This window comes from Candidatus Cryosericum terrychapinii, assembly GCF_003570925.1.
GTDB lineage: Bacteria > Caldisericota > Caldisericia > Cryosericales > Cryosericaceae > Cryosericum > Cryosericum terrychapinii.
Map to the genome: position 1 here is coordinate 26,865 of NZ_QXIS01000007.1, position 25,120 is coordinate 51,984.

24 protein-coding genes are annotated in these 25,120 nt (G+C 60.7%); 7 read left to right on the forward strand and 17 right to left on the reverse strand.

Features of this window, described 5'->3' with window-relative positions; translation table 11 throughout:
• Positions 1 to 90 precede the first annotated feature (90 nt).
• The 5 genes from SMC7_RS01705 to SMC7_RS07515 all read right to left on the reverse strand — a co-directional run bounded on the left by SMC7_RS01705 (position 91) and on the right by SMC7_RS07515 (position 2,789).
• A complete protein-coding gene (locus SMC7_RS01705; protein ID WP_119088655.1) occupies positions 91 to 339 on the reverse strand; it encodes a hypothetical protein in 249 nt (82 codons plus the stop codon).
• Between the two features lie 528 nt (positions 340 to 867).
• Positions 868 to 1,848, reverse strand: coding sequence for a DUF4097 family beta strand repeat-containing protein (locus SMC7_RS01710; RefSeq protein ID WP_119088656.1), 981 nt, complete (start codon positions 1,846 to 1,848; stop codon positions 868 to 870).
• Complete coding sequence (locus SMC7_RS01715) at positions 1,820 to 2,230, reverse strand: DUF2089 domain-containing protein (RefSeq protein WP_119088657.1); 411 nt, start codon at positions 2,228 to 2,230, stop codon at positions 1,820 to 1,822. Before SMC7_RS01715 ends, SMC7_RS01710 begins: the two co-directional genes overlap by 29 nt.
• A gap of 7 nt (positions 2,231 to 2,237) precedes the next feature.
• Positions 2,238 to 2,633, reverse strand: coding sequence for a hypothetical protein (locus SMC7_RS01720; RefSeq protein WP_119088658.1), 396 nt, complete (start codon positions 2,631 to 2,633; stop codon positions 2,238 to 2,240).
• A gap of 27 nt (positions 2,634 to 2,660) precedes the next feature.
• Positions 2,661 to 2,789, reverse strand: coding sequence for a hypothetical protein (locus SMC7_RS07515; protein ID WP_279386253.1), 129 nt, complete (start codon positions 2,787 to 2,789; stop codon positions 2,661 to 2,663).
• 623 nt (positions 2,790 to 3,412) lie between these two features.
• Here SMC7_RS07515 and SMC7_RS07420 point away from each other — a divergent pair.
• On the forward strand, positions 3,413 to 4,168 hold the full coding sequence (locus SMC7_RS07420; RefSeq protein WP_207798688.1) for a biotin/lipoyl-containing protein: 756 nt from the start codon (positions 3,413 to 3,415) through the stop codon (positions 4,166 to 4,168).
• Between the two features lie 4 nt (positions 4,169 to 4,172).
• The gene (locus SMC7_RS01730) at positions 4,173 to 5,345 is read left to right on the forward strand and encodes a sodium ion-translocating decarboxylase subunit beta (RefSeq protein ID WP_119088659.1); all 1,173 of its coding nucleotides are present in this window, start codon (positions 4,173 to 4,175) and stop codon (positions 5,343 to 5,345) included.
• A gap of 89 nt (positions 5,346 to 5,434) precedes the next feature.
• Here SMC7_RS01730 and SMC7_RS01735 read toward each other — a convergent pair whose 3' ends face one another.
• The 3 genes from SMC7_RS01735 to SMC7_RS01745 all read right to left on the reverse strand — a co-directional run bounded on the left by SMC7_RS01735 (position 5,435) and on the right by SMC7_RS01745 (position 7,105).
• On the reverse strand, positions 5,435 to 5,854 hold the full coding sequence (locus SMC7_RS01735; protein WP_126850699.1) for a flavodoxin family protein: 420 nt from the start codon (positions 5,852 to 5,854) through the stop codon (positions 5,435 to 5,437).
• A 109-nt stretch (positions 5,855 to 5,963) separates the two neighbouring features.
• Positions 5,964 to 6,359, reverse strand: a complete 396-nt coding sequence (locus SMC7_RS01740) for an FMN-binding protein (protein WP_119088661.1) — start codon at positions 6,357 to 6,359, stop codon at positions 5,964 to 5,966.
• 2 nt (positions 6,360 to 6,361) lie between these two features.
• Positions 6,362 to 7,105: a flavodoxin family protein gene (locus SMC7_RS01745; protein WP_119088662.1), complete on the reverse strand. Its 744-nt coding sequence runs from the start codon at positions 7,103 to 7,105 to the stop codon at positions 6,362 to 6,364.
• A gap of 92 nt (positions 7,106 to 7,197) precedes the next feature.
• Between SMC7_RS01745 and SMC7_RS01750 the strand changes: the two genes are divergently transcribed.
• A complete protein-coding gene (locus SMC7_RS01750; protein ID WP_119088663.1) occupies positions 7,198 to 8,304 on the forward strand; it encodes an aminotransferase class V-fold PLP-dependent enzyme in 1,107 nt (368 codons plus the stop codon).
• 24 nt (positions 8,305 to 8,328) lie between these two features.
• Here SMC7_RS01750 and SMC7_RS01755 read toward each other — a convergent pair whose 3' ends face one another.
• From SMC7_RS01755 to SMC7_RS01760, 3 genes are read right to left on the reverse strand one after another with little or no spacing between them, the layout of a single operon-like run.
• The gene (locus SMC7_RS01755) at positions 8,329 to 9,183 is read right to left on the reverse strand and encodes a 4Fe-4S binding protein (protein WP_119088664.1); all 855 of its coding nucleotides are present in this window, start codon (positions 9,181 to 9,183) and stop codon (positions 8,329 to 8,331) included.
• A gap of 4 nt (positions 9,184 to 9,187) precedes the next feature.
• Positions 9,188 to 9,325 (reverse strand): CD1871A family CXXC motif-containing protein, encoded by a 138-nt coding sequence (locus tag SMC7_RS07330; protein WP_165845047.1) that lies wholly within the window; start codon positions 9,323 to 9,325, stop codon positions 9,188 to 9,190.
• A gap of 10 nt (positions 9,326 to 9,335) precedes the next feature.
• Positions 9,336 to 9,959 (reverse strand): TlpA family protein disulfide reductase, encoded by a 624-nt coding sequence (locus tag SMC7_RS01760; RefSeq protein ID WP_165845048.1) that lies wholly within the window; start codon positions 9,957 to 9,959, stop codon positions 9,336 to 9,338.
• A 254-nt stretch (positions 9,960 to 10,213) separates the two neighbouring features.
• Here SMC7_RS01760 and SMC7_RS01765 point away from each other — a divergent pair, with 254 nt between their 5' ends.
• Complete coding sequence (locus SMC7_RS01765) at positions 10,214 to 10,654, forward strand: hypothetical protein (RefSeq protein WP_119088666.1); 441 nt, start codon at positions 10,214 to 10,216, stop codon at positions 10,652 to 10,654.
• A gap of 88 nt (positions 10,655 to 10,742) precedes the next feature.
• Complete coding sequence (locus SMC7_RS01770) at positions 10,743 to 11,309, forward strand: phage replication initiation protein, NGO0469 family (RefSeq protein WP_119088667.1); 567 nt, start codon at positions 10,743 to 10,745, stop codon at positions 11,307 to 11,309.
• 159 nt (positions 11,310 to 11,468) lie between these two features.
• Here the strand turns inward: SMC7_RS01770 and SMC7_RS01775 are convergent, their stop codons facing one another.
• The gene (locus tag SMC7_RS01775; RefSeq protein ID WP_119088668.1) at positions 11,469 to 12,038 is read right to left on the reverse strand and encodes a nitroreductase family protein; all 570 of its coding nucleotides are present in this window, start codon (positions 12,036 to 12,038) and stop codon (positions 11,469 to 11,471) included.
• Positions 12,039 to 12,337: 299 nt separating this feature from the next.
• Between SMC7_RS01775 and SMC7_RS01780 the strand changes: the two genes are divergently transcribed.
• Together SMC7_RS01780 and SMC7_RS01785 are read left to right on the forward strand one after the other, a co-directional pair.
• Positions 12,338 to 13,297 (forward strand): glycosyltransferase family 2 protein, encoded by a 960-nt coding sequence (locus SMC7_RS01780; RefSeq protein WP_119088669.1) that lies wholly within the window; start codon positions 12,338 to 12,340, stop codon positions 13,295 to 13,297.
• Positions 13,276 to 13,593, forward strand: coding sequence for a hypothetical protein (locus SMC7_RS01785; protein ID WP_119088670.1), 318 nt, complete (start codon positions 13,276 to 13,278; stop codon positions 13,591 to 13,593). Before SMC7_RS01780 ends, SMC7_RS01785 begins: the two co-directional genes overlap by 22 nt.
• Before the next feature lie 82 nt (positions 13,594 to 13,675).
• On the opposite strand, the gene SMC7_RS01790 is transcribed toward SMC7_RS01785, so the two are convergent.
• The 5 genes from SMC7_RS01790 to SMC7_RS01810 form a co-directional block, all read right to left on the reverse strand.
• Positions 13,676 to 16,534, reverse strand: coding sequence for a PAS domain S-box protein (locus SMC7_RS01790; protein WP_119088671.1), 2,859 nt, complete (start codon positions 16,532 to 16,534; stop codon positions 13,676 to 13,678).
• Positions 16,531 to 19,590 (reverse strand): chemotaxis protein CheB, encoded by a 3,060-nt coding sequence (locus SMC7_RS01795; RefSeq protein ID WP_119088672.1) that lies wholly within the window; start codon positions 19,588 to 19,590, stop codon positions 16,531 to 16,533. Before SMC7_RS01795 ends, SMC7_RS01790 begins: the two co-directional genes overlap by 4 nt.
• Positions 19,591 to 19,748: 158 nt before the next feature.
• The gene (locus tag SMC7_RS01800) at positions 19,749 to 22,499 is read right to left on the reverse strand and encodes a PAS domain S-box protein (protein WP_119088673.1); all 2,751 of its coding nucleotides are present in this window, start codon (positions 22,497 to 22,499) and stop codon (positions 19,749 to 19,751) included.
• Positions 22,500 to 22,513: 14 nt separating this feature from the next.
• A complete protein-coding gene (locus SMC7_RS01805) occupies positions 22,514 to 22,957 on the reverse strand; it encodes a response regulator (RefSeq protein WP_119088674.1) in 444 nt (147 codons plus the stop codon).
• Positions 22,954 to 25,120: PAS domain S-box protein (locus tag SMC7_RS01810; RefSeq protein ID WP_165845049.1), on the reverse strand; the 2,167-nt coding region annotated here is incomplete at its 5' end. The genes SMC7_RS01810 and SMC7_RS01805, both read right to left, overlap by 4 nt.

The following is a 25,120-nucleotide window of genomic DNA, read 5'->3' on the forward strand; positions in this document are numbered from 1 at the left end:
TAAGCCCCGGAGGTTCGATTCGACGCACTCCGGGGCTTTTCCAAAGCAGACGAACAACTAGGCAGGCATACGTATGTAAGGTTCCTAAGTTCAGCCCCCAAACATCATCGAGTATACGTCTAGTACATCCTTGTCATGCACCATCGTGGAGTCGGCCATGTTGTCATGTACAAGCTCCCCGTTAAGGACGAACAAACCGGCTTCCATAGGGCCAATGGACAAAATCCTGGCGACACCTAGGACGGTTGTTTCGTCGGGTATGTTGAGACTCGCAGTGCCCCCACGGGATTTTGCATACTTCTTGAGGCTGGCATGCAGGCGAACTGTTATCGATGTCAACTATACCCTCCTGGATGAAGAGATACCCCACAAGGATAGTGCGCTGAACATGAGAGGAACGAAGTGTTTCGCAATCGCGACAGCGCGTAAGGCAGTCGGGTGCCCGCGCACGATCGCGGTCCATCCGTGTGGGGGCCGTGAGGTCCCGCAGCCGACGAACTCAGATCTCCCCAGGGGGTGAGTCGGGGAAAAACAACACATCGACTCCCTTCAAACGCTGCCTTGTTGTGTCGTTCAAGCCCGCGTTCGAAATCGTAGTTCATCTCCCTCTCCTTTTTCCGGTATGCCGCTATCACGTCGACGTGTCTGACAAAGGCGGTTGAACCTACAGGTAATTCATATAATTATACCAGCATTCTCCTCGATGGTGAAGAGCGCGTTGCAACATGTCAATTCACCCTGAGCAGAGAGGTTGTGGGGGACCCATACGTCATGACTGTTACACTTCGGGACGGTTCCATCCTTCCCGCAAACGCGAACCCCCGGCTGCGACGACCGGGGGTGGGTGATGCTTTTTCGGAAGGAGAACTATGTCAGTCTGACCTCGATATCGCCGCTGCCGGTGTGGACCAAGAGTTCGACGGTCGCCAAGCCCACGGGAATACGCTGCCGCTGGACCTCGACATCGACGCCTGGTCCCCTGACGGATGCCTCGCCTGACCGTGTCTCGACGTCCACCATGACGTCGTGCTGGTTAAGTTCTGCGCACACGTCTCCGCTCGTCGTCTTCAGGCGGGCGCCGCTCTGGACGGTCACACCTTCCAAGCGTACGTCCCCACTGAAGCTGAGGACGTCGGTGTCGTTCAGGACGGTGTTGAGGACGGAGACGTCACCCGAATACGACTTGACCATGCCATGGACGGTCGAGTTCCGGATGTCGACATCGCCTGATTTGCTCACGATGTCGCCATCCACGAGGCACTTGTCCAGTGTGACGTCGCCCGACGTCGACTGTGCGGCAATAAGGTGTGTGAGCGTGCCGGCGTCGATATCGCCGGACACGCAGCGCACGACGACTTCGCCCTTGAGGTTGCTGACGGTGATGTCTCCGGAGACGGTCTTGAGCTCGCACGGCATGTCGGCAGGCACTTCGAGCTCCACCGGATCGCCGTCGCTGCCAAACCCGAGACTGAACGAGAAGCCATGGAATTCGCCTGCCGTCAGCCTCGATTCGACCTCGACAACGTCACCGGCCTGACTGGTGCGAATACTGGACTGACCTCGGACGACCCGGACAGCGGGGAGCCCCTGGACGCCGCGCACGTGCAGGTCCTCAGAGATCAGGCGTACGCTCAGGCGGCGGCTCACTTCCTGCGGCGCAGACGTGGGAGTCATTGGCGGTATGGGGGCGGTTGGTAGCGCAGGTTCAACTGGCAGACGAGGCGTCTGTGGAACCTGTGGCACCTCGTTCTCGACCGTGCCGAGAGCCGCCAGCAATTCGTCGTACTGCTCCTCCGTGATGAGTCCCTTGTCTTTCAGTTCACTCAGTCGTTCCTTCGCTTGGCTCATCGTTTCCTCCCTTGATGGTTTTCAGGACCGCATCGACACTCAGGTCGCCAGCTTCCAGCTTGTCGAGCAGTTCCATGACGTTGGGTTTGCGTGCGGTCTTCTCGGCGGGTTTGTCGCCGCCGGTCAGTCCCAGTGCTGCCAGCACCTTATCCAGACGGCCACGCACGGTCGGGTAGGAGAGGTCCAGGCGGTCCTGGACTTCTTTCAGATTTCCGCGGGCCGCCAGAAAGGTCAGCAGGAACTGCTCGTCCTCGGAAGATAGGGCCGCGAACCGGTCGAGCGGGTACGCTCCTCGCACGGTAGTGCCACACGCGAGGCAGTGCAGCTCGGCAATCTCCAGCTGTGACCCACAGGACGGGCACGTTGTCGGGAGACGCTTCATGGCGCCTTCACTCGACGCTCAGGACGACGGTGTCTCCGTCGCCCGTATGAACGGTCATGAGTTCACCGACGAAGGCAGGGTCTGCGATCAGACGCCTGATCTCCTCGGTGTCGATCGGGACATCCTTGCCGTCGAGGTCGATCGCCGCCTTTCCTCTCCGGGCAAGGATGTTCAGGCCAACGCCCACGAGTGACATGGGAAACCCCAGGTCGACATGTTTACCGTTGGCTTTGTCGACGTGGATCCGGAACGTCCGACGTGTGCGGGGCTGCGTTCCCTGGATGGATGGATGGGGCTGCCCGGAATCCTGCGGCTCGAGCGTCGCGAGCAATTCATCTGCCTCGGCACGTGAGAGCTTGCCTTGCTGGACCATGCGTTCGATTTTCTCTTGTTCTTGCGACATATTATCCTCCTGGTTTCGGATGAGTGGTCAGTCCCTGATGATGTACTCGCGTTTGCCGCTGACCGTCCACATGATGCTGAACAGCAGCGCCGCCGTTGTCTTGTCCAGCCTGCCACCATACACCATGTCCATCAGTTTCGTCGTTATGTCGGTCATCTCGTGCCTCCTGGTAGAATTTGCCCCCTTGCAACTAAATAATATTAAGGTGTGAATGAATGTCAAGAGGTAAGTCATGAGATAGTGAAGAACACGTGAACACATCCAGTGGCAGATAAGAATTGGCGTCAGCACAGATGTGTGTCCACAGAGCCCGTCCACTCACAAGTCATATTATTCATTTACGATGCCTGGGCGTCGGGCGGGTCAAGGAGGGGAGAGTAACGACCGATAACAAGGGTTTGCCAATCGCGTCCGCTGTCCGCATCACAGAGAAGGCAGTACTGGACTATCTATATCTGTGCTCGGACCTTCGTTTGCATACAGACATGCTGAGCCTGCGGAGGATGCAAACGTGTTTGCTGAACTCGGTCGACGGAAGCTGAAGATGTGGGTGGCGAGATTTGGAAGTGCCGGAGCGCCGGCTCATCGTTCTGGAGGATGCAATAGCGCATGCTTGACAAAAGCACTACATGCCGCTCTTCCCGTTGATTCATTTCAGAATGTGATATAATAAACAAGAAATAATTGGGATCATTGTTGAGGTTGTCGAATGGGACATCGAGTGAAACCAGACTCCTTCCAGTCGGAAGCAGGGAATAAGAAATAGGGAGATGATGGCGATGCCGGATACTGTTGCTTCGAGCGTATGGTTGTCCGTAGTGGACATGCTGGTGGTGTTTGTGGTCTTGGCGTTTCTCATGTTCGTCTGCTACGGATTGAAATTCTTCAGCCGAGGGTCCCTGGATGAGGGGTCCGCTGATGACGACGGAGATGGCCGAGTCGACGTCGCGGCCGGGGATGAGCCTGCCTCCAAGCTTCCGACGCTTCAGAGCACCTCTGCAACCAGCGGGGGTTCCGGATGGCTATCAGTGGTGCCGGCCGTGGTTGACCCCAGTTGTATGGCGACAGATGGTGCTATCAGTGTTGGCCAGGACGAGAGAAGCCTCAGGACGGCGACGGCGCAAACGCGCGTCTTCAGAATCACGGTCAATGGGAAGGTGTTCGAGGTGGGGGTCGAGCAGGCGGCTGATACGCAGCCTGTGGTACAGTCTGTGAGTCCGGTCGCGGCAACTCCCGCGCCCGTTGCACAGCGCCCTGTGGTTGTCCCTCCGTCTCCGCCCGCCGTACCTCGTCCTGCACCTTCTGCGCGCGCGGGTGACGCGCCCAATCTCATGAAGTCCCCGTTGCCCGGCAAGATCCTCAAGGTGTTTGCCGCGCCCGGCAAGGCGTTCAAGCGGGGAGACACGCTGCTTACCATCGAAGCAATGAAGATGGAAAACGAGATTCTCGCCCCGCGTGACTGCGTGGTCGGCGAGGTCCATGTCGAGGTCAACCAGTCGGTCAAGACGGGCGAGCCTCTCCTGAGGATGGAGTAGAGCTATGAGTATTATTCTGTCTGCGATCAAAAGCTTCAGAAGCTTCTCTGGCATCTACAACTTCACAGTGGGCAACGCCATCATGCTGGTCGTGGCCTGTGTGCTCATGTATCTGGCTATTGCCAAGGATTTCGAGCCGATCTTGTTGCTGCCGATTGCGTTCGGCTGCTTTCTCGCCAACATCCCGGCGGCCAAGGGCACTTTCTTCAGCATCAACCCCGCGTATGTCCGTGACCTGACTGGTACAGTCAAGCCGACGGCCCTGCTCGATTTCTTCTATTTTCTGGTCAAGTCCGAGATCCTGCCCCCGCTCATCTTCTTGGGCATCGGTGCCATGACGGACTTTGGGCCGCTCCTCGCCAACCCCGTGTCGCTGCTGCTGGGCGCGTCTGCACAGTTTGGTGTCTTTGTTGCCATGGTCGTCGCCAAGGTGCTGCAGTTCAGCATCGGTCAGGCGGGCGCCATCGGCATCATCGGAGGAGCCGACGGGCCGACGGCTATCTACACTGCCACCAAGCTTGCCCCGGAGCTGCTGGGTCCCATCGCGGTCGCCGCCTACACGTACATGTCTCTCGTCCCGCTGATCCAGCCGCCCATCATGCGACTGTTGTCGACACATGAGATGCGCAGCACGGTCATGGAGCAGCTGCGCCCGGTTGGCAAGCTCGAGCGTATCCTGTTCCCCATCGTCACGACCTTCGTCATCGCTATCCTGCTGCCACCAGTCGGGCCGCTCGTGGGTATGCTCATGCTGGGCAACCTGCTGCGCGAGAGCGGTGTGGTCGAGCGGCTCAGCAACACGGCCGCTAACGAGCTCATCAACATCTGCACGCTCTTTCTCGCGGTCGCAGTGGGAGCGTCCATGAACGCTGAGTCCTTCCTGAACCTCCAGACGCTCTACATCATCGGGCTGGGTGTTATCGCCTTCGGGTTCAGCACCGCGGGTGGGATGCTCCTGGGTGACCTCATGTGGGTGATGTCCGGACACAAGATCAACCCGCTCATCGGTTCAGCCGGCGTCTCGGCTGTCCCCATGGCCGCGCGCGTCAGCCAGAAGGTCGGGCAGAAGGACAACCCTGCCAACTTCCTTCTCATGCATGCCATGGGTCCCAACGTGGCCGGCGTTATCGGTACTGCCGTCGCGGCGGGTATCATGATCAGCCTGCTGGGTCACTAGCAAGAGCGATTCTTCTCAATGGCGAGGCCGGCAGCGTACAGCTGCCGGCCTTCTTGCTATTCTGGAGTGCTAGAAGGCTCGGCCGGCGATCAGGGCTGTGGCTCAAATGCTTGCCGGACAGTCTCTGCCAGCAGGACGCCCTCGGTCATCAGTTCTTCGTCCGATGGGCGTACGGCTCTGGGGTCCGGGATGTACCCCAGTACTTCGCTATGCCCGACGACGGAGGCTCCACGCGCCCTCAGCCACTTCTCCAACCTGGCGATGGCCCTGGGGTTGGCTGCGGTCCCGCCGACGGCGACGATGAACATTTTCTTGCCCTTGAGGACGCCATTGCTGATGAACGTCGTGACGGCGGGAGTTGGGTTGCCCATCCAGACCGGCGTCATGACCACGACCGCTTCAAACGGTTCGACAGTGTAGTCGGGGTCCACCAGCGTGGTCCCCAGGCCAAGCAGGGCAGCAAGCAGGGCATGGAACATGCCGCCGTTCTCCATTCTGCGGCTGTCCACCAGCTTCCGCAAGGTGCCCCCGGTCGCCTGTGCCAGTCCCCGGGCGATGAGGGCAGTGGAGCCTTCCCTGCTGTAGAATACGATGAGGGTCTTCAGGCTACTACTTCCTCTAGGGATGTTGCTGCATCAGGGCATCGTCGATGGCCTTGAGTGTGACTTTCTGACTGATGGTCGCACCTGTCACGACGTCCACCAGGACCCAACCTGTCCGCACGACCTCCGCGATGAGCAGATCCATGTTACCCAGCGGCCGCTGAAGGAACTCGACGGAGGTGATGCCCTGGGACCCCATAGTTACACGAACCGTTGCGGCGACGTGCCCGACCCGCGCACTGCCCTCATAGACGCCGGGATACCGGTACGATATCATCGGCGACTGCAGAACCAGGGTGTCGGCTGTCCGTCGCAGCCAGGGACCATAGACGACCTGTGAGACGATGGAGCATGCCACGACCACGGCGACGAGAACCAGCAGTGTCCGCAGCAGCCGAGAGTGTCGACGCATGATCAACCTTCCTCATTGTGGGGCTCTCGGAGCACGTCTGCAAGACGCTCACCCTCGTTCTGCAGTTCCTCCACTGTGGCTGAAGGGCCCGCTTTGCCGGAGGAGTTGAGGCCGTGGATGTGATGGACGCCGAGGACCTGGCCGCCGCGTGCCCGGGCCATTTGCTCCAGACGGCTCGAGGTCGCAAGGTTTTCGCCGCTCTCGCCGAGTGCCACGATCAGGACTTTCTTGCCGGTCAGGTTGACCGTCCGCAGGAACGTGTTGGCCGCCGGGGCAGGGTTCCCGACCCAGATAGGGGTCATGATCACGACGGTCTCGTAGCCCGCAACATCATAGTCGGGGTTGACCAAGCGGGCGGACCTTCGGAACAGTGCAGCCATGGCGGCCGCAAACAAGTTTGTCCGGGCGTTTGTGTCGACCAGTTCCCGCAGGGTCCCCCCGACGCCAGAGGCCAGTGCCTTTGCCACGGTCTTCGTCGATCCACTTCGGCTATAGTACACGACCAGTGTATCCATGAAACCCCCTTTTGCTCGATAGTGTGGAGTCTCTATCTCGAGTACGGCGCTCTTATTATGATTATAGAGCCGCGCCGGCCACACGCAAGAACTCACCTCGCACAGCCCGAGTGTTGCCCGCATGGGGTTCGCGCGTATGATACTTGTTGGATGAATCGTGGCGGGCATGGCCGTGATGTTCCTCCTCTTCGGCGTGTTGGGGATAGTCGCGGCAGTAGCTGGTTTCTTCATTCATCAGCTGCGGGATGCCGAGGAACTGCTTCCGGACGTCGTTGCACCAGATATGACATGTGAAATAGCACACTGATACAGGGAGGACAATCATGACAGAAGGGCAGGGACGGGCATCTTCCATCGTGCAGGACGAGCTGGACATGCCCGGCAGGCGCCTCCTGCTGGCACCGGGACGGACACGTACTGCCGAAGACGTTCTGCAGGCGTGCGCTACGTCGTTCGAGAGCTGGAGCGAGGTGGAGCGTGCAGATGCCGAGTGTCGCGAGGGACTGATGCCTCTGTTCGGGACCGAGCAGGCCGGCATCGTCGTCGTTCCCGGAGCAGCATCCCTGGGCTTGGAGGTAGCGGTCGTCGCAGCGTCACCTCCGGGTGCCGTCGTTCTTGTCCTGGGGCACGGCCCGCAATGCGATCGGATCGCCTACGTGGTATCGCGACGCGGCCGTGTCGCCGACGTCCTGCAGGCACAGGAAGGCGGCAGTGTCGACCTGCAGCTTCTCCGTGCGCGCCTAATCGAGACACGGCCGTCCACCATCGTCGTGTCCCACGTGGACGCTGACAGCGGCGCCGTCGCTCCGATCGACGATTACGCCGCGGTCGCTCGTGAGGTCGCGCCGCAGACGCTGCTGGTCGTGGACGGGACGTGGGCCACCGGCAACATGCCTCAGCGCATGGACGACTGGCACGCTGACATTGTGTTCACAGACAGCGGCTCGACGCTGGGTGGGTGCTCGGGACTCGTGCTGGCAGCGGTGAGCAGCCGAGTGAGCATCCACAAGGTCCGCCGTGACGCAGCCGCGCCACTCTACATCGAACTGACCGGGTGGTCCTCACCGACGGGCGCCGAGGTGCCTCCGAGTCTCGTCTTTGCGCTCCGTTCCGCCCTGCGCCGCATCTACGCCGAGGGACTGTCGACGCGGTTTGCGCGGTGTGACGAGGTCGCCCGGGGCTTCCGTGAGGAGGCTGCAACCCACGGGTTCCATGTCATGGCGCCAGCCGGGCACGAAGCCGCGACACTGACGGCTGTGAGAACGCCTGCGGGGGTGGATGTCCAGGACCTGCACGCAGCGCTGGAGCGCCGCGGCGTCGACGTAGGCATGGGACCCACAGACCTGATCGTTGCGCATGCGGGTGACACCAGCCCTGATGACCTCCAGCACTTCTGGCACGCCGTGGAGGCACTGCACCTGCAGACGTAGCAGAGCCGGGACAGGTGAGCCGGCTCAGTTGGTGGTGGTACCCTGCTTTCGCTGAGAGGACTGCAGGCCCAGGGACAGGGCGTGTACCGGGCAGACCGCGACGCAGTCGCTGCACCGGATGCACTCAGGGTCAGTTGCATGGACCGATGGGTCCACCCCCATCTTGCAGACGTCCGCGCACACGCCACAGTGTGTACAGGTATCCTTGTTCAACGTCAGCTGCACAAAGCTGACGCGATTGAACAGCCCATAGATCGCACCCAGTGGGCAGACGAAGCGGCAGAATGGGCGGTAGACGACGACCGATGCAGCCACTGTCGCGACAAGAAGAGTCGCCTTCCACGCAAACAGCCATCCTGCGGCGCCGCGCAACGACGCATTCAGAGCCATCAGGGGCAGGGCAGCCTCCAGCGTCCCTGCAGGGCATACCAGCTTGCAGAACCACGGGTCCCCAACCCCGAACGAGTCCCGCACCAGCAGCGGCATCAGGATGACCAGGACGGCCAGGACGACATACTTCAGATAGCGCAGCCGTGTCGGACCGACGCGTACCTTGCGTGAACGGATGTGGTACAGGAGTTCCTGGGCCAGGCCGAAGGGGCACAGCCAGCCACACACCAGGCGCCCCAGCACGACACCGAAGAGTCCGATGAGCCCTGCAACGTACAACGAGATGCGGTCGCTCGCGCGGTTGAAGACTGCCTGCAGCGAACCGATGGGACACGAGCCCCAGGCACCTGGACAGGAATAGCAGTTGAGCCCCGGTACACAGACGGCCTTGCTGGACCCACGCCAGACACGGCCGCGCAGGAACCCGGCGAACCATGAGTTCTGGAGGATGGCGGTGACACCCTGGAACGCGATCCTGCGCGAGCTCATGCGCCTATCCGATGCCGATGCACTGAAGGCACACGTTGATGGCCTTGGTGACCACCGTGCGGACCTCGCCGTTCATGGCGCCAAGGACGATAGCGACGACGGAGAGGACCAGCAGAGTAACGCGCAGGAGCCTAACCCGCATACTCACCTTGCTACGACCCGGCGGGAAGGCTCGCCAGCATGCCCTGGATGATGCTTATCCACTCGGCCTTGGTGTGTGAGCCGGCCAGCACTTTGCCCACCACGGTCCCAGTGCGGTCGACGAAGAAAGTCGTCGGCACGACGCTGACGTCTACTAGTATCTCGGTCATGATGGAGTGGTCCGGGATGACATTCGTGTAGGTGACACCCGTCGAGCCTGTCAGCTGACGCGCGGTGGCCTCGTTGGACGCATCCGGCGTGTCGGCGATGACTCCAAGGATGGCGAAGTTCGTGGCAGGGAACTCACCGGGCAGCTGGGCCAGGTCGGGCATCTCACGGATGCAGGGGCCGCAGAACGTGCCCCAGACGTTGACCATGGTGAGGCGCTGGTTCGTGAAGAAGCTGTTGTCGACGATGTGGCCGTTCAGGTCGCTCGCGCTGAAGGGTCGCACGACGTACCCGGTGCCCAGCGTGCCAGATCCGGCGGTCGTCCCCGTTTCCGGCGTCGTCCCCATGCTGGTGCTGGGCGTTTTTGTTCCGGCCTCCTGCAAAGCCGTGACGACGATGACGGCAACAAGAATGATTACCAATGCCGCGATCAGGAGTGTCAATTTGCTGGTTCCGTTTCTGTGCATGCGCGTTATGCTCACCTCACTGGGACGTCGCGACCATGATACCGTGCTCTTGCCTCGTGCGCAACATTCTTTTGGGGTCATCTGGTAATTATGGCCTCGAATGGAACATTCGTATCCGCGGCGGCCTGCCCAGGAGGTGCCGTCAACAGCAAGGCAGGAGGTGGAGCCTGTCCGGGTAACCCCTCCTTGAACGGTATGCGTGGGAGCAGTACTATGAGTACTATGAGATGAGGTCCTTCCGGGGAGGTTGGCTGATGATGGCAAGGCGCTGGTTGCTGGTTGTCCTGTGTGGGGTGATCGTGCTCACCCTCGTCACGACGCTCGTGTTCCGCGAGTTCGACTTTGGGACCTCCCTTCCCAGCGGATTTCCCGACGATGTCCCGATCGTCCCCGGTACCATCACGTCCTGCAAGACGGCCCGGAGTGACGACCTGGTGCGCGTCGTCGAGGTTCGCATCCAGTCTGGCCTTCCCTTCCAGGACATCGTGCAGTTCTATCGCACCGCGTTCGCCAGTGGTGCAATGGAGCACTGGAATCTCCCCGAGTTTCCCCTCTCCGGCCCCGACGCCACCGAGACGTCCAGCAATGCCCTCTTTGGCAAGAACACGGTCGTCGTGATCATCAACGCCACGGGAGCGACCACGAGTGTGCTGGTCCAGGTCCGGGGCACGTCCATCTTCACCTTGCCGCGCTAGTAACTTGCCGCGCGCGCGGCGCCACCTATACTTGACTCCGGAAGCAGGGATTCGACCGACAAGCCGCAGGGCGGCAAAGGAGAGCACCATGGGACTGATCGCGAAGAACGAGGTTGGAGAGAAAGGCGTCATCCCCGCCGGGACGCATGTCGCACGCTGTTACGGCATCATCGATCTGGGGACGCAGTACTCCAAGAAGTTCGGAAGGTGGGCGAGCAAGATCATGGTTCAGTTTGAGCTGCCCGCGGACCTGACGGACGACGGGCGTCCTGCCATCATCTCCAAGACGTACACCCTCAGCCTCAACGACAAGGCCAGCCTGAAGAAGGACCTGGAGTCGTGGCTTGGCCGTTCTGTCACCGCCAACGAGGAACGCGACGGGTTCGCCCTTGGTTCGATGCTGGGCGCCGCCTGTCTGCTCTCGGTTCTCCACAGCGAGAACGCCGAGAAGGCATACGCATACATAGCGGGCGTGATGAGCGTCCCCGAGGGGATGGTCGTCCCGGACGCTGTCAACCCTGTGGTCCTGTACGACATCAACAACGGCGAAGACGCGGTCTATGCCAAGCTGCCCGACTGGGTCAAGAACCTCATCCAGCAGAGTAGGGAGTTCAAGGGGCACCAAGAGCCGGCCGAGGCGCAAGCCAGCGAGTAAGCCCGTCGTCTGAAGGGGGATGCCCTGCGCCCGCCGGCGTCAGACGTTTGAGAGGCACCGACGTGTCCGTCCCGTCCGCGCACGTTCGTGTTTGAGTCGACGGGGCGTCAGCGTAGAAACGGTTCTGAGAGGTCCTGTTCTGCCAGGTCGAAATCGCCGCTAGCCGATAATCAGATCCTCAAGAGACCGCTTTGGGACGTGATGGGTTTCTTCGGCATCTCTCCAGTACTTGATGTCTCCACTTGCAGGGACAGGCTCAATGACAACGTGCTCCTTTGGCTTGCCGAGTGCCAGGACGAACACGATTTCATATGTGTCGGGGATGCTGAGCGCCTGTTTGAGACTGAGTTTGTCGACCGAACCAATGATACAGCCACCAAGACCTTTTTCTACCGCTCCGAGGAGAATGTTCTGGGAACAGATGCCGGCATCCCAGTTGAAATTCACAGAAATCTCCTTGTCTGCAAGCACGACGATATATGCTGAAGGGCGCTCTCCGACAGACGGTCCGCTCCAGTCCTTGAGGTAATCAGCCCAGGCAAGGGTCGGGAATATCAGTCCATTCTTCTCTTTTGTACAAGAAAGCATGTACCGCAGAGGTTGTTTGTTCGAGGCAGAAGCGGATAGTCTTGCAAGGTCGACAAGCTCCCTCAGCGTCCGGCAGTCTATCTCAGCATTTTCGTAGAACCTGCGGTAACTCCTGTTCTTCAAGACCAGATCTTTCATCATGGTAGCCTCCTGTTCATCGTACGTTCTCTGCTTCTAAGTCAATTGGAACCTGTTTGTTCCATACGTTCTGAACAGTCTCATTGTACACTTTTTCACGAAATCCTCGCCGTGCGTGGGGCGGCGGTCATGAACGCCTTTCTGTGCTGATTGGCTCCTGCCCTGGTGAATGAGCCAGACACATTCATCACCATCTTCCTGCTTTACACCAGGCGGTGTCGGCCTAGTGTAATTGGTCGTCGTCGCAGGAACAGGCGGAAAGGAATCGAGCGCCGCCTTTTTCCTGCACTGGAGATGATGGAATGCATTCAGGACCACAGACCCTACGACGGCTTGGCTACTGGTTGCTAGCTGCTGTGCAGGACAGTGTCTTCCTCCTGTCCGCATACCAGTCGATCATGTCGCTGTTCGGGTTCTGGCAGAGGCACAAACCTCCGCTGAAGGACCCCGTCACGCGGTTTGCCGTGCTCGTCGCGGTGCACAACGAGGCGCATGTCATCAGCGACGTGCTGGATTCACTGGCGCGGCAGGAGTATCCACGTGAGCTCTTCGATGTCTACGTCGTCGCGGACAACTGCACCGACGAGACCGCCGACGTGGCTCGTGCGCACGGAGCCATTGTCTATGAACGCACGGATGCGGTCTTCATCGGCAAGGGACATGCCATTGGCTGGCTCCTCGCGTGCATCAAGTCCACGGCCAAGTCGTATGACATGATGGCGATGTTCGACGCGGACAATCTGGTCAGTGCCAACTTCCTGCGCGAGGTCGACCGCTACGCGCAGGCTGGCCATCGCGCCATCCAGGGGTATCTTGACATGAAGAACCCGGGAGACACATGGATCTCGCTGTCGTATGCCATCGGGTACTGGTACACCAACCGTTTCTGGGACCTTGCCCGCAGCAACATCGGCCTTGCTGCCATGCTGGGTGGAACGGGTTCCTGCATGGCCATGTCGCTCGTCGACGAGGTCGGCTGGAACCCCCATTCCATCACCGAGGATCTGGAATTCACTATCAAGTGCGTCCTGCAGGGTGTTCACCCGACCTGGGCGTGGGATGCGCACGTCTACGACGAGAACCCCTCACTATGCGAGCCTCATGGAATCAGCGCATGCGCTGGATGCGGGGCCATTTCCAACTGGGTTTCCGCTACAGCGGGCCTCTGTGGAAGCGCTTCTTTACCCGATTCGACATGGCAGCGCTCGACATCCTGGTCTACATTGGGCAGCCGATCTGGATGGTCTTCTCCCATCTCCTGATGATCGCCAATATCGTCATCCACTTTGGGCATACCGCCGTGCCTGCATGGGCGTCGGCCGGCATCGTCGCGCCGTGGGTCTGGGTCGCCCTGTTTGCGCTCGAGTGGTTTGCTCCTCCGATGCTGGTCGCTGCTCTGCTGCTCGAGAAGGTCAAACCAAAGTACTGGTGGGGCGTCTTCATGTTCGCGGTGTACGGGCTGACGTGGCTTCCGCTCGATTTCATCGCCCTCTTCACGCGGAACGACCAGACCTGGTTTCACACGGTCCACAAGCAGGCCGCAGTCTCCAGCAAGTAGCGGCGATACCCGGTTGGCAGCATAGAGATACCCGGGGACCCGTCCGGGAACGGTCGCACCCGTTCCACCGCAGGCGGCCCGCTCAGGGCCGCTCCATCAGCTCATGGATAGTGCTCAGCAGCTCTTGCAGTTCGTACGGTTTGCCCAGGAATCCCTGGACACTGTCCTCCTTGAGCATCTGCTTGACGGCGCCGTTGGAGGTATACCCGGAGTTCAGCAGGATGGGGACCGTGGGGTCCAGGGCCCGGATGGCGTGCACGATTTCGCCGCTGGTCATGCCTGGCATGGTCATGTCCAGCAGGATGAGCCCGATGCCCACAGGGTGCTCCCGCAGAACGTTGAGGGCCGATGCTCCGTCCGGTGCTGTCAGGACCGTATATCCGCTCCTGCTCAGGAGAGTCTGTGCGACCGCGCGCACGATTGGCTCGTCTTCGACCACCAGGATAGTGCCGCTGCCTACGTTCACAGGGAGGGGACTGGGAGTGAAGGATTGCATGGGTTCTTTCAGGCAGCGTGGCAGGTAGATGTCGAAAGTTGCCCCGACACCTTCCGTGGATACTCCCGTGATCCATCCGCCGGCCTGCTTGACGGCTCCGTAGACGATGGAGAGGCCCAGCCCCGTGCCGGATCCTACCGGCTTGGTCGTATGGAAGGGCTCGAAGAGATGTTCCAGGATTGCTGGCGGAATCCCCGGACCCGTGTCCGTGACACTGAGATGGACGAACTCCCCTGCGCGTGCGAAGGGATGGGTCTGGAGGTATCCCTCTTCCACCACCTCGTTCCTGGCACGGATGATCAGTGTCCCCTTGCCATCCATGGCATCGCGTGCGTTCACCGCAAGGTTGAGGAGGATCTGCGTCATCTGTGACTGGTCCATCAGGATGTTCCACGTTGTCCGCCCGTAGTCACGGACAATCTCCATGGTAGCCGGCAGGGACTGCTTCAACAGCGCCAGGGTCACGTCCAGCGCGTCCGTGATGCTGATGGGCACCGGCAGGACCATGGCACCGCGGCTGAAGGTCAGCAGTCCTTTCGTGAGGTCGGCTGCCTGATGGGCGGCGGTCTCGGCTGCGTTCAGGTTCTCCAGCAACGGGTCTGCTGGGGGCAGACGGCTGCGCATGAGGGTGACGTTGCCCAGGATGCCGGTCAGCAGGTTGTTGAAGTCGTGTGCCACCCCTCCTGCCAGTTCCCCGATGGCCTCCATTTTCTGGGACTGTCGGAGTTGGGCCTCCTCTCGCTTCTGCTTGGTGATGTCGTGGAAAGCGCCATGGGTGCCGAGGAATCTCTCCTGGCTGTCAAACTGCGGGACGGCGGTTAAGAGCAAGTTGCGCTTTTCTCCCCCAGGGCGGCTGATTTCAATCTCATAAACGCTCTTTTCGCCAGCCCGGCGCCGGTCCGTTTGCTCACGGATCATGGCGAGCTGCTCCGGGCTGGTGAACTCACGTAAACTGCGCCCCAGCAGGCCGCCGGGCGGCACGCCGAAGATGTCTTCGGCGGCAGCGTTTGCGAGGGCAAATTGCTCTTCGGGATCAACAAAACCTATACCCACCCCCACGTTTTGAATCAGCGTGCGATAGCGTTCTTCGCTCTCGCGCAGCGCGTCCTCTCCTCGTTTCCGCTGGGTGACATCCTGCATCGCGCCGATCATCCGCACTGGTTTGCCGTTCACGTCCCGACTGATGTAGCCCCGGTCTTCAATCTCCGCAAAGGAACCATCCTTGCGACGGAAGCGATAATGGTCAGACCAGGACTGCTGGCCCGAGTCGATAGCTGTGTGAACGCTTGTGCTGACCCGGTCGACGTCTTTAGGGTGGATCCGCTTTGTCCATGACTCGATGCTCGGCTCGATCTCCTCTGCTGGATAGTTGAAGACCTTCTGGAAGTTCTCGTTCCACCAGAGGGCATCGGTCAGGAGGTTCCAATCCCGGATTGTGTCGAACGTGGCGCGATTCGCCAATTGGAAGCGTTCGTGGCTCTCCCGAAGTTCCTCTTCCGCCTGCCTGCGCTCGGTGACGTCCTGGAAGGTTCCACGGAGTTGGACCGTCTTTCCCTGTTTCTGGACCGGAACCCCTCTCGTTCTCACCCATTTGTGCTCGCCGTTTACTGCACGGATCTCCAGTTCGAGGTCATATGGAGTTCCATGTTCCACTGCCTGCTTGATGGCGGTTTCGATTCTGGCCCGCGATTCGTCGACATAGAAGCTCACTCCCAGGCCGGCGTTGGTCGGAGCGGCGGGGTCCAGCCCGTGAATGCGGGCGACCTCATCCGTCCATGTTCCCTCGCCAGTCGCGACATCGAATTCCCAACCGCCAACGTGGGCCATCTCGCCCGTCAGGCGCAACAGGTCGTCCTCATGTGCGAGCCGCTCCTCCGCCTGCTTGCGTTCGGTGATGTCGTTGATCACAATGCGTGACACGGCCAGTCCGGCGGTATCCTGTACTGAGGAGGCCTGCAACCGCACCCAGAATGCCGAGCCGTCCTTCTTTACCATCCGCAGTTCGCAGCCATGCGGCTCGCCGGTCTCAAAGAGCTGTTTGTGGAGAAAGTAGTAGATGTCCTGGTCTTCCCTGAAGACGAACCGTGAGAAGGGCTGCCTGATGAGTTCATTGCGCGTCACGCCCAGCAGGGTCGTGGTGGTGAGGTTGGCCTCCAGGAGCAGCCCTTGCTCACCGATGGTGACGTAACCCACCGGTGCCAGGTCATAGAGGTCGAAATAGCGCGCCCGCCCAGCGTCCAGTTTCACCTGAGCTTTGCGCAATTCCTCGTTCTGCATCTCCAGCTCGATCTGATGCACCTGCAGTTCGTGGAGCATGTACAGTGTTTCTTCGGGCGACAGAGCCTCGAAGTGTTTGGGCGACTTGGCTGCATTGTCCTGGACAATCTCTTCGGCCTGCCGGCGCAGTTTGGTGGCGTGATCTGGTCGGCTATCCTTTCCGCTCAATGTGCACCTCCGTCGTCCGATTCTCTTGCCCGTTCCGTTGTCGCAATCGCATACGTTTGCCCGGCCTCATTCACCAGAGCGGTGGAGGTCATCCAGACCTCCAGGACTGTACCATCTTTGGTGACCCGTTGTGTACGGTACGGCTTCAGAATTTTAGCCCGGCCCAGCTGAAGGACCCTGGCCAACGCTTCTTCTCGCAGCTCCTCCGGGATCCGGTCCCGGATGTTCATCATCAGAGCCTCGGCTTCACTCCAGCCATACATTCTCACCGCTCCCGGGTTCCAGGCCAGGATGTGGCCATCCAGGTCCTGCACGGTGATGGCATCATGCGCATCGCGTACGACCACAGCCAGACGGAACAGCTCATTGGCTTTCCGCAGCGCTTCCCGTGCCTTCTTCATCTCGGTGATATCCACAAAGTTGATCACGGCGCCCTCGATGACGTTGTCTATCGTGCGGTAGGGCATAATGTGCATCGTGTACCAGTCGCCTGCCGTTGTCTGCACTTCCACCTCTTTGGGTATCAGCGTGTCCAGCACGGCCTGCGTGTCCGACACCAGGTGGTCGTAGCTGACCAGGTTGGAGACGATGTGGCTCACGGGCCGCCCGACGTCGCTCAGGATCACGTTGATGATTGCGGTGGCGGTGGGGGTGAAGCGCAGGATGCGCAACCCATGATCCACGAAGATGGTGGCGATCCCGGTGCCCGCCAGCAGGTTGTTCATGTCGTCATTGGCCCGCGACAGGTCTGCTACCTTGGTTTGCAATTCAGCGTCGACCGTGGCCAACTCCTCATTGACCGACTGCAGTTCCTCCTTGGAGGTCTCGAGCTCCTCGTTGGTGGACTGCAACTCCTCATTGACCGACTGCATCTCCTCATTCGAGGATTCGAGCTCTTCGTTGGAGGTCTCCAGTTCTTCATTGGCAGTCTGGAGGGACTCTTCTTTGGCCCGCAATTCCTGCTTGAATGCCGCGATGCTCGTGTCGGTATCCGATGGCCGATCACTGCTTACTGATGATTGATCACTGCTCAGCAGGGAGGGCGGTGGCGCTTCCTCCAGGATAACCAGGTACAGAGGCGCCTCAGGCCCCGCGGCATAGCTTGCCACCACCGGGCGGACGGTCAAATTGACCGGAGTGAAGTCGCCGTTGGTTTTGACACGCAGTCCCGGGCAGCGTACGATCTGTTGTTCTACTGCCACTTTGTGCAGGGCCCTGGTCAGGTCGCGCCGGAGCCCTTCGCGGGCCATCTTCAGGATGTTGTTGACGCCGGCCTCGCCTGGGGCTGGTTCCAGGTATGAACCGGTGTGGCCATGCAGGTACAGGATGTCACCTTGGCCGTTCACGAGGGCGGCAGCCGGGGCGACCTGCGTGAGGAGTGCCTGTTCCGTGAGCTCGCGCAACGGCAGTCTCACGGGCCCGGTCGTTGTTCCGGCCGGCTGTGGAACTGCCTCGTCCCTCGACGTCATGTGCGGGAAAAACTTCCCCAGGGCTGCACGCCACGCGCCGCGAAAATCTTCTTTGCGCTGATACAGCTTCGATTTGTGGTCCAGTGGGGCAAACAGATCGCCAAACTCGCCCACGGTCTCCGAGGTGCCCAGGAAGAGAAAACCGCCCGGGTTCAGCGCATAGTGGAACAGGGGCATGAGCTTCTTCTGCAAGTCGCTGCCCATATAGATGAGCAGATTGCGGCAGCTGATGAGGTCGACTTTGGAAAAGGGCGGATCTTTGATCACGTCCTGCTCGGAAAAGACCAGCATGTCGCGGAGGCTTTTGTGGATACGGTAGGCGCTGCCGTTGGGTTCGGCCGCAAAGAACCGTGCCAGCCGCTCCGGCGAGATGTCCGCGGCGATGCCGGCCGGATAGAGGCCGGCGCGGGCTGTGGCGATTGCTCGGCTGTCGATGTCGGTGGCGAACACCTGCACTCTGTAATTCTGCTTCAGCAGCTCCAGGCGCTCCTGCAGGAGGATGGCGATGGAATAGGCTTCCTCGCCGGTGGAGCATCCCGGCGACCAGATGCGGACCACAGCGCCGGGGCTCTTTCCGGAAAAGAGCTTCGGGATGACCTGTTCGTCGAGGGCCTTGAAGGCGTCCGGATTGCGGAAAAAACTGGTCACGCCGATCAACAGGTCGCGAAACAGTGCCTCGATCTCGGCCGGCGTCTGTTGCAGATACTTGACGTATCCATCTATCTCTTCGATGTGCTGGGCGGCCATGCGCCGTTCGATCCGCCGGTGGAAGGTGCTCGGCTTGTACTCGGAGAAGTCGTGGCCGGTCTGGGCGCGCAGCAGGACGAAGATCTTTTTCAGCGCGTTCTCACCGTTGGGCGCCGGAGCGGATGCGGTCGGGGGGAGATGGCCGAAGACCTGGGCCACATGGGCCATGAGCCGGACAGGCATCTCGGCTGGCGGAAGTTCGTAGTCCACCAGGCCGGTGTTGATGGCGCTGCGCGGCATGCCGTCGTACTCAGCGGAGTCAGGGGTCTGGGCCATGACCAAGCCTCCCTCGCCCTTGATGGCCCGCACGCCCAGGGTGCCGTCGCTGCCAGTGCCCGAAAGCACGATGCAGATGGCCCGCTCGTGCTGGTCCCGGGCCAGGGAGTGGAAGAAAAAATCGATGGGCAGGCGTTGGCCGCGCGGCGCGGATGGTTCCAGCAACTGGAGCGTGCCGTTCAGGAAGGCCATGTCGCGGTCCGGCGGGATGATGTAGACGCAATTAGGGTGCACGACCACTCCATCCTTGACCTCGGAGACCTCCATGCGGGTATAACGCCGGATGAGATCCGTGAGGATGCTCTCGTGGTCAGGGGCCAGATGCTGCACGAGCACAAAGGCCATGTCCGGATCGGTGTCGGCGGGCATGCCCGAGAAGAAGGCTTCGAATGCCGCCAGTCCCCCGGCAGACGCGCCGATGCCAACGATGGGGAATCCAGCAGACGGTCCTTTAGCCGTCTCGTGCGCCTCGGCTGCTTTTCCAGAGATCTTCTGCGCCTTGATTGCGTTGGCCTTGACTGGCGCTCTCGCTGTGTTCGCTTTGTTGCCAGCTCTTGCTGTCATGATAGCCCCCTTGCTTCTTCACTCTCCCAGGGACCGCGAAACCTGGTTGGCACACTACAGATTCTCGCACACACTCCAATATCCGGCAAACATAAAGCTAGCATGGGCTCCCGGCCGGTATCCGTAGAGCTCAAGACGTTCCGCCGGATGCGGCCCGCTCAGGTCCTCTGCAGTAGCTGGTTGATGGTGCTCAGCAGCTCATGCAGTTCGTAGGGCTTGGGCAGGAATCCCTGCACGGTCCCCTCGGCGAGCATGCACTTGACGGTGTCGCTGGACGTGTACCCTGAGGTCAGCAGGACCGGCACGTGCGCATTGATGTCATGGATTGCCCGAACGATGTCGTCGGTCGTCATGCCAGGCATGGTCATGTCCAGCAGGATGAGGTCGACGTCGTTTCCGTGCTCTCGGAACGTGGCCAGGGCAGATGCCCCGTCACCCGCCGTCAGGACCGTGCAGCCACTGCGCGTCAACAGGGCCTGGGTGACGGCGCTGACCACAGGTTCGTCCTCGACGACCAGAATGGTCCCACTGCAGACGTTGGCGGACAAGTGGATCGGTGCGGTCGGTGAGGATGGCTCGTCGAGACAGCGCGGCAGGAAGATGTCAAACACGGTGCCCACACCCGGAAATGCCCCTTGGATTGAACAAACATCCTCAGGGGAAGGCGAGTCCGCAGTCACCCATCCACCCGCTTGCTTGATGGCGCCGTACACGATGGACAGGCCCATACCGGTCCCGGAACCTGCGGGTTTGGTCGTGTGAAATGGTTCGAAGAGGTGGGAACGGATCTCTGGAGGGATGCCAGCGCCGGTGTCGGCGACGCTCAGGTGGACGAAGTCCCCCGTCCGCGCAAAGGGGTGCGTACGGATGTAGTCCTCACCTATCTGCACATTCCTGAGACGGATGGTGAGCGTTCCCTTGCCTTGCATCGCATCGCGTGCGTTGACGGCCAGGTTGAGGATCACCTGGGAGATCTGGGAGTGGTCTGCGAGGACGCTCCAGGCTGGCTGCTCGACATCGCGGATGATGGTCATGGAGGCTGGCAGCGACTGCTTCAGGATGGTCAGCGTTGTGTCGACGGCCTCTGCCATGTCGAGAGGCACCACTGAGACCATAGCCCTGCGGCTGAAGGCGAGCAGACCCTTGGTCAGGTCGGCAGCCTGATGGGCGGCGGTCTCGGCTGCAAGCACGTTGGCAAGCAGCGGGTCTGATGCTGGCAGGTCGCCCCGGATGATGGCGATGTTGCCCAGCATGCCGGTCAGCAGGTTGTTGAAGTCATGGGCGATGCCACCTGCCAGCTGGCCGATGGCCTCCATTTTCTGGGACTGCAGCAGCTGCGCCTGCATGGCCCCTCTCTCTGCCTCGGCCCGCTTCCGGTCGGTGATGTCGAGGACAACACCTGTCAAGGAGGAGACGTGGCCCTTGTCGCCCAGGGTCATTTCCCCAGGTTTCACCCAGGCAGTATGAACGGAGCCGTCGGGCCACACGATGCGGTACTCGAGGGGCTGCGGGTTGTGATCCTCGATAATGGTTCTGTTCGACTCCTCGATGCGGGCTCGGTCGTCAGGGTGGATGGCACGCGCGATGACGTCCTGCACGGACCCGGTGAACGCATGCGGAGCAACCCCGAAGATGCGGCACATCTCATCCGACCAGACGAACTCGTCATGGGCTATGTCCCAGCGCCAGCTGCCGACGTGCGCCACAGCCTGCGCCTGCTGCAGGTCAGCCTCCGACATGCGCAACTTCTCCTCCATCTGCTTGCGGTCGGTGATGTCCTGTCCCTGGGCAATCGTTGCCAGGACCGTCGTTTGGTCAGGAGCATACAGTGATGCCGAGTTCCACAACAGGGTTCGCACGGTGCCGTCCATGTGTTGGATGTCGATCTCCACGGTCTCCCATCGTTCTCCCGAGCTGGCCCGGTGGATGTTTCCCAGTGACTCCTCGCGCTTGTCGGGCGGGAACAGCAGGTCGACCTCCCTGCCCAGGACGTTCGATGCACTGCGGCCAGTCAGACGCTCAAAGGCATGGTTGAACAGCGAGATGTGGTACGCTGAATCCCAGACGATGATAGGGGCATTGGCACAGTCGAGCAGGTTGTTCAGGTAGTCGCTCGTCTCATGCAATTGATCTTCGACCTGCTTCCGGTCGGTGATGTCGCGGCCGGAGCCAACGATGGCGACGACCGTGCCCTGAGTGTCCAGTTCGGCGTGTGCGGTCCATTCGATCCATCGCCAGCCGCCCACGGTCATCGCGCGTTCCTCATAGTGGTAGGTGTGGGGTGGATGAAACAAGTCGGCGACAGTGTGCTCGACCGACGGGAGGTCGTCGGGATGTATCAGCGGCTGGTAGCTTGAGTTCATCAGTTCCTGCGGCGTCTTGCCAAACAGCGCGCAGTACGTGGGACTGGCGTAGAGGAGCTGTCCTTCCGGGTCAGTCCTGACGATGAGGTCGGTCTGGCTTTCGACCAGGAGGCGATAGCGTTTCTCGCTTTCTGCCAGTGCCCGCTCGGCATCGCGCTTGCGGCAACGCTCGTCTGCCTCGCGCAGCTCGCGCTGGACGGCGGGGCCAAGACGCGCCAGGCGGTCCTTCATCACGTAGTCCGTGGCGCCATCCTTCATCAACTGGACTGCCATCTCCTCGCCGATTTTGCCCGACACGATGATGAACGGCACGTCCAGCCCGGTCTCCTTCAGGATGGCCAGTCCCTCAGTGGCCGAGAAGTGCGGCAGGCTGTAGTCGGCCAGCACCAGGTCCCAGGTTCCCTGCGCCAGTGCATCCCGCAGCTCTTCGGCCGTCTGCACACGCTGCGCCTGGACGGCGTAGCCGGCATGCTCCACTTCGCGGACGACCAGCAGGGCGTCATCGGGGTTGTCTTCGATGATGACAATGCGCAGGGCAGGCTTCATCGGATGGCGGGGTGTCAGTGGTTGACAGGCGCTGCCTGGTTCAGCACCAGCCAGTACAGGCCGAGTTGCCGCACGGCTTCCAGGAACTGATTGAAGTCGACGGGCTTGCGGATGTAGCTATTGGCTCCCAGTTGGTAGCTGGTGATGATGTCCGGCTCCTCCGAGGATGAGGTCAGGATCACCACGGGCAACAGGCGTGTTCGCGGATCCGCCCGTACGGTGCGCAGGACCTCGAGCCCGGTGACCTTCGGCAGCTTCAGGTCCAGCAGGATGACCTGGGGCAGGTCGGCGACCGTACGCCCTGCGTACCTGCCAGTCGCCGCCAGATATTCCAGGGCCTCCTCACCGTCACGTGCGACGACGACCTCATTGGCGATATTGTTCTTCTTGAGCGCCCGCAGTGTCAGTTCGACATCGTCGGGGTTGTCCTCGACGAGCAGAATGATCTTGTCACTCATGGTTGTTCCCCCTTTGTTGGAATTGATGTGTACAAGTCTGGAATCGAAAAGTAGAACGTTGCTCCCCGGTCGACCTCGCCCTCGGCCCACACGCCGCCGCCGTGGCGTCGGACTGCCCGCTCGACCGTTGCCAGCCCGATGCCGGTCCCTGGAAACTCCTTCAGCGAATGCAGCCTCTGAAAGGCCACGAACAGCTTGTCCTTGTATTTAGGGTCGAACCCGGCGCCGTCATCGCGCACAAAGAATATGAGGCCGTGCTCAGCATCCCGAGTGCAGCCGAACATGACATGCGCATGCTCCTGTTTCGACGTAAACTTCCAGGCATTGCCCAGCAGGTTGACCAGCACGATGCGCAGCAGCTGAGGGTCGCCCGCGGCGGTCATCCCCGGCTCGATGCTCACCTGGACGTTCCGCTGTGGATTGTCGCGCGCCAGTTCCTCAGCTACGCTGGCTGCCAGTGCGCTCATGTCGGTCTCCTGCACATGCATCTGGCTGCGGGTCACCCGTGACAGCACCAGCATATCGTCGATGAGCTGTCCCATGTGTTGGGTGGCACGCCGGACTCGTTCCAGGTCCTCGCGTCCCTCCGGCGGGACAAGCGCGCCATAATCCTCCAGAAACGCCTGGCTGAATCCATCGATACTGCGCAGCGGCGAGCGCAGGTCATGCGAAACGGAGTAGCTGAACGTCTCCAGTTCCTTGTTGGCGGCAGTCAGCTCTGCCGTGCGCTGGCGTACGCGCAGGTCCAGGTCCGCGTTGAGCGCGCGAATCTCCTCCTCCATCTTCTTGCGGTCGGTGATGTCGGTCACATAGACGCGCAGGGAGTCACCACTGGGCGGCGCGGCCACGACCCTCAGGAAGGAAGCCTCGCCAAGGTGCAGTTCCTGGGTCTGAGGGTTCCGCTCGCACTGCGATCGCAGCAGGATCAGTTCCTCCGGTGTCCCTGGCAGGAACTGACGGGCATTCGGGTCCAGCCCCAGTCGCGCGAGCGTGGCTATCGCAGCTGCGTTGGCAAAGCGCACGGATCCGTCGCACCCTATCTCAATGATGCCATATGGGCTGAGTGCCGGGAATGACGCCAAGTGGGCAACCTCCTGCTCCAGCTTCGTGCGCTCGGTGATGTCCCAGAAGGAAATCTGCACGCCGTTGATTTTTCCGGCCCCGTCATAAATCGGCGTCTTGTAGCTTTGGATGATGGTGGATTCACCGCCGAGGACGGCGCGTTCTTCGACGAATTCCCGAGCTTGCCCGCTGTCCATCACGGCTCGATCGTCACGCCGATATTTCTCAGCCAACTCCGGCGGGTGCAGGTCAAAATCAGTCAGGCCGATGAGGTCAGTCAGCGATGGGTTCAACGCTTCTAAGAAGCGTTGATTGGCAAAGGTGAAGCGTCCCGCCAGGTCTTTGCGGCAAATGCTCAGGGGCGACACTTTGACGAGCGACTGGTAGAGCGCCTCGCTCTCCCGCAGCGCTTCCTCTGCCCGCTTGCGCTCGGTGATGTCGGCGATATTGCCGACGACGCGGACCGGGTGCCCGTCCTTCAGCTCGGGCTGCCCTATCGTCCTGACCCAGCGGTGGTTGCCCTTGGCGGTTTCAAACCGAAGTTCCAGGGCATAGCGTTCGCCAGTCGTGACCGCTCGGTTGAAGGCTTCTTCGATCTCCTTGCGGTCGTCACGCGCGTAGAACTGGATGTCGTTCGTGATGTCGTTGGGATCATAGTCCGGCGGCAGCTCGTGGATGCGGTACACCTCCTCGGTCCATGTGAGATGTCGCGTCTGGATGTCATACTCCCAGCCACCGACGTGGGAAACTTCCTGGACTTCGGTGAGCAGTGCCTCATTCCTGAGAAGCGCCTCCTCAGCCTGTTTGCGCTCGGTGATGTCGGAGAAGGACCACACGCGCCCCACGACCTCATCGCCGATTCTTTGGGGTTGGGAGTACCGCCCGAAAATGCGTCCGTCTGCAAGATCGAGTTGATCATTACTCGATGCTTCCGGTTGTCCATACAGTTCTCTGACCTTGGCCAAAAACGCCTCTGGCTGAACCATCTGTTGGAAAACATAGTTGAGTGCCAGTTCGTCAAGATGCTTGGACAGGAGCTCTTCCGGGATTTTCCACATTTCGGCGAATTTGTGATTCCATAGTGTAATGCGTCCGGCTAGG

Excerpts from the sequence above, each read along its gene's own strand:
- SMC7_RS07330 (WP_165845047.1), bottom strand. The coding sequence starts at position 9,325 with ATGCGGGTTAGGCTCCTGCGCGTTACTCTGCTGGTCCTCTCCGTCGTC.
- SMC7_RS01765 (WP_119088666.1), top strand. The coding sequence starts at position 10,214 with ATGATGGCAAGGCGCTGGTTGCTGGTTGTCCTGTGTGGGGTGATCGTG.
- SMC7_RS01710 (WP_119088656.1), bottom strand. The coding sequence starts at position 1,848 with ATGAGCCAAGCGAAGGAACGACTGAGTGAACTGAAAGACAAGGGACTC.
- SMC7_RS01795 (WP_119088672.1), bottom strand. The coding sequence starts at position 19,590 with ATGACAGCAAGAGCTGGCAACAAAGCGAACACAGCGAGAGCGCCAGTC.
- SMC7_RS01760 (WP_165845048.1), bottom strand. The coding sequence starts at position 9,959 with ATGCACAGAAACGGAACCAGCAAATTGACACTCCTGATCGCGGCATTG.
- SMC7_RS01755 (WP_119088664.1), bottom strand. The coding sequence starts at position 9,183 with ATGAGCTCGCGCAGGATCGCGTTCCAGGGTGTCACCGCCATCCTCCAG.
- SMC7_RS01800 (WP_119088673.1), bottom strand. The coding sequence starts at position 22,499 with ATGAAGCCTGCCCTGCGCATTGTCATCATCGAAGACAACCCCGATGAC.
- SMC7_RS01770 (WP_119088667.1), top strand. The coding sequence starts at position 10,743 with ATGGGACTGATCGCGAAGAACGAGGTTGGAGAGAAAGGCGTCATCCCC.
- SMC7_RS01730 (WP_119088659.1), top strand. The coding sequence starts at position 4,173 with ATGAGTATTATTCTGTCTGCGATCAAAAGCTTCAGAAGCTTCTCTGGC.
- SMC7_RS07515 (WP_279386253.1), bottom strand. The coding sequence starts at position 2,789 with ATGACCGACATAACGACGAAACTGATGGACATGGTGTATGGTGGCAGG.
- SMC7_RS01750 (WP_119088663.1), top strand. The coding sequence starts at position 7,198 with ATGACAGAAGGGCAGGGACGGGCATCTTCCATCGTGCAGGACGAGCTG.
- SMC7_RS01805 (WP_119088674.1), bottom strand. The coding sequence starts at position 22,957 with ATGAGTGACAAGATCATTCTGCTCGTCGAGGACAACCCCGACGATGTC.
- SMC7_RS01720 (WP_119088658.1), bottom strand. The coding sequence starts at position 2,633 with ATGTCGCAAGAACAAGAGAAAATCGAACGCATGGTCCAGCAAGGCAAG.
- SMC7_RS01745 (WP_119088662.1), bottom strand. The coding sequence starts at position 7,105 with ATGAAGAAACCAGCTACTGCCGCGACTATCCCCAACACGCCGAAGAGG.
- SMC7_RS01715 (WP_119088657.1), bottom strand. The coding sequence starts at position 2,230 with ATGAAGCGTCTCCCGACAACGTGCCCGTCCTGTGGGTCACAGCTGGAG.
- SMC7_RS07420 (WP_207798688.1), top strand. The coding sequence starts at position 3,413 with ATGCCGGATACTGTTGCTTCGAGCGTATGGTTGTCCGTAGTGGACATG.
- SMC7_RS01740 (WP_119088661.1), bottom strand. The coding sequence starts at position 6,359 with ATGCGTCGACACTCTCGGCTGCTGCGGACACTGCTGGTTCTCGTCGCC.
- SMC7_RS01780 (WP_119088669.1), top strand. The coding sequence starts at position 12,338 with ATGCATTCAGGACCACAGACCCTACGACGGCTTGGCTACTGGTTGCTA.
- SMC7_RS01785 (WP_119088670.1), top strand. The coding sequence starts at position 13,276 with ATGGTCTTCTCCCATCTCCTGATGATCGCCAATATCGTCATCCACTTT.
- SMC7_RS01775 (WP_119088668.1), bottom strand. The coding sequence starts at position 12,038 with ATGATGAAAGATCTGGTCTTGAAGAACAGGAGTTACCGCAGGTTCTAC.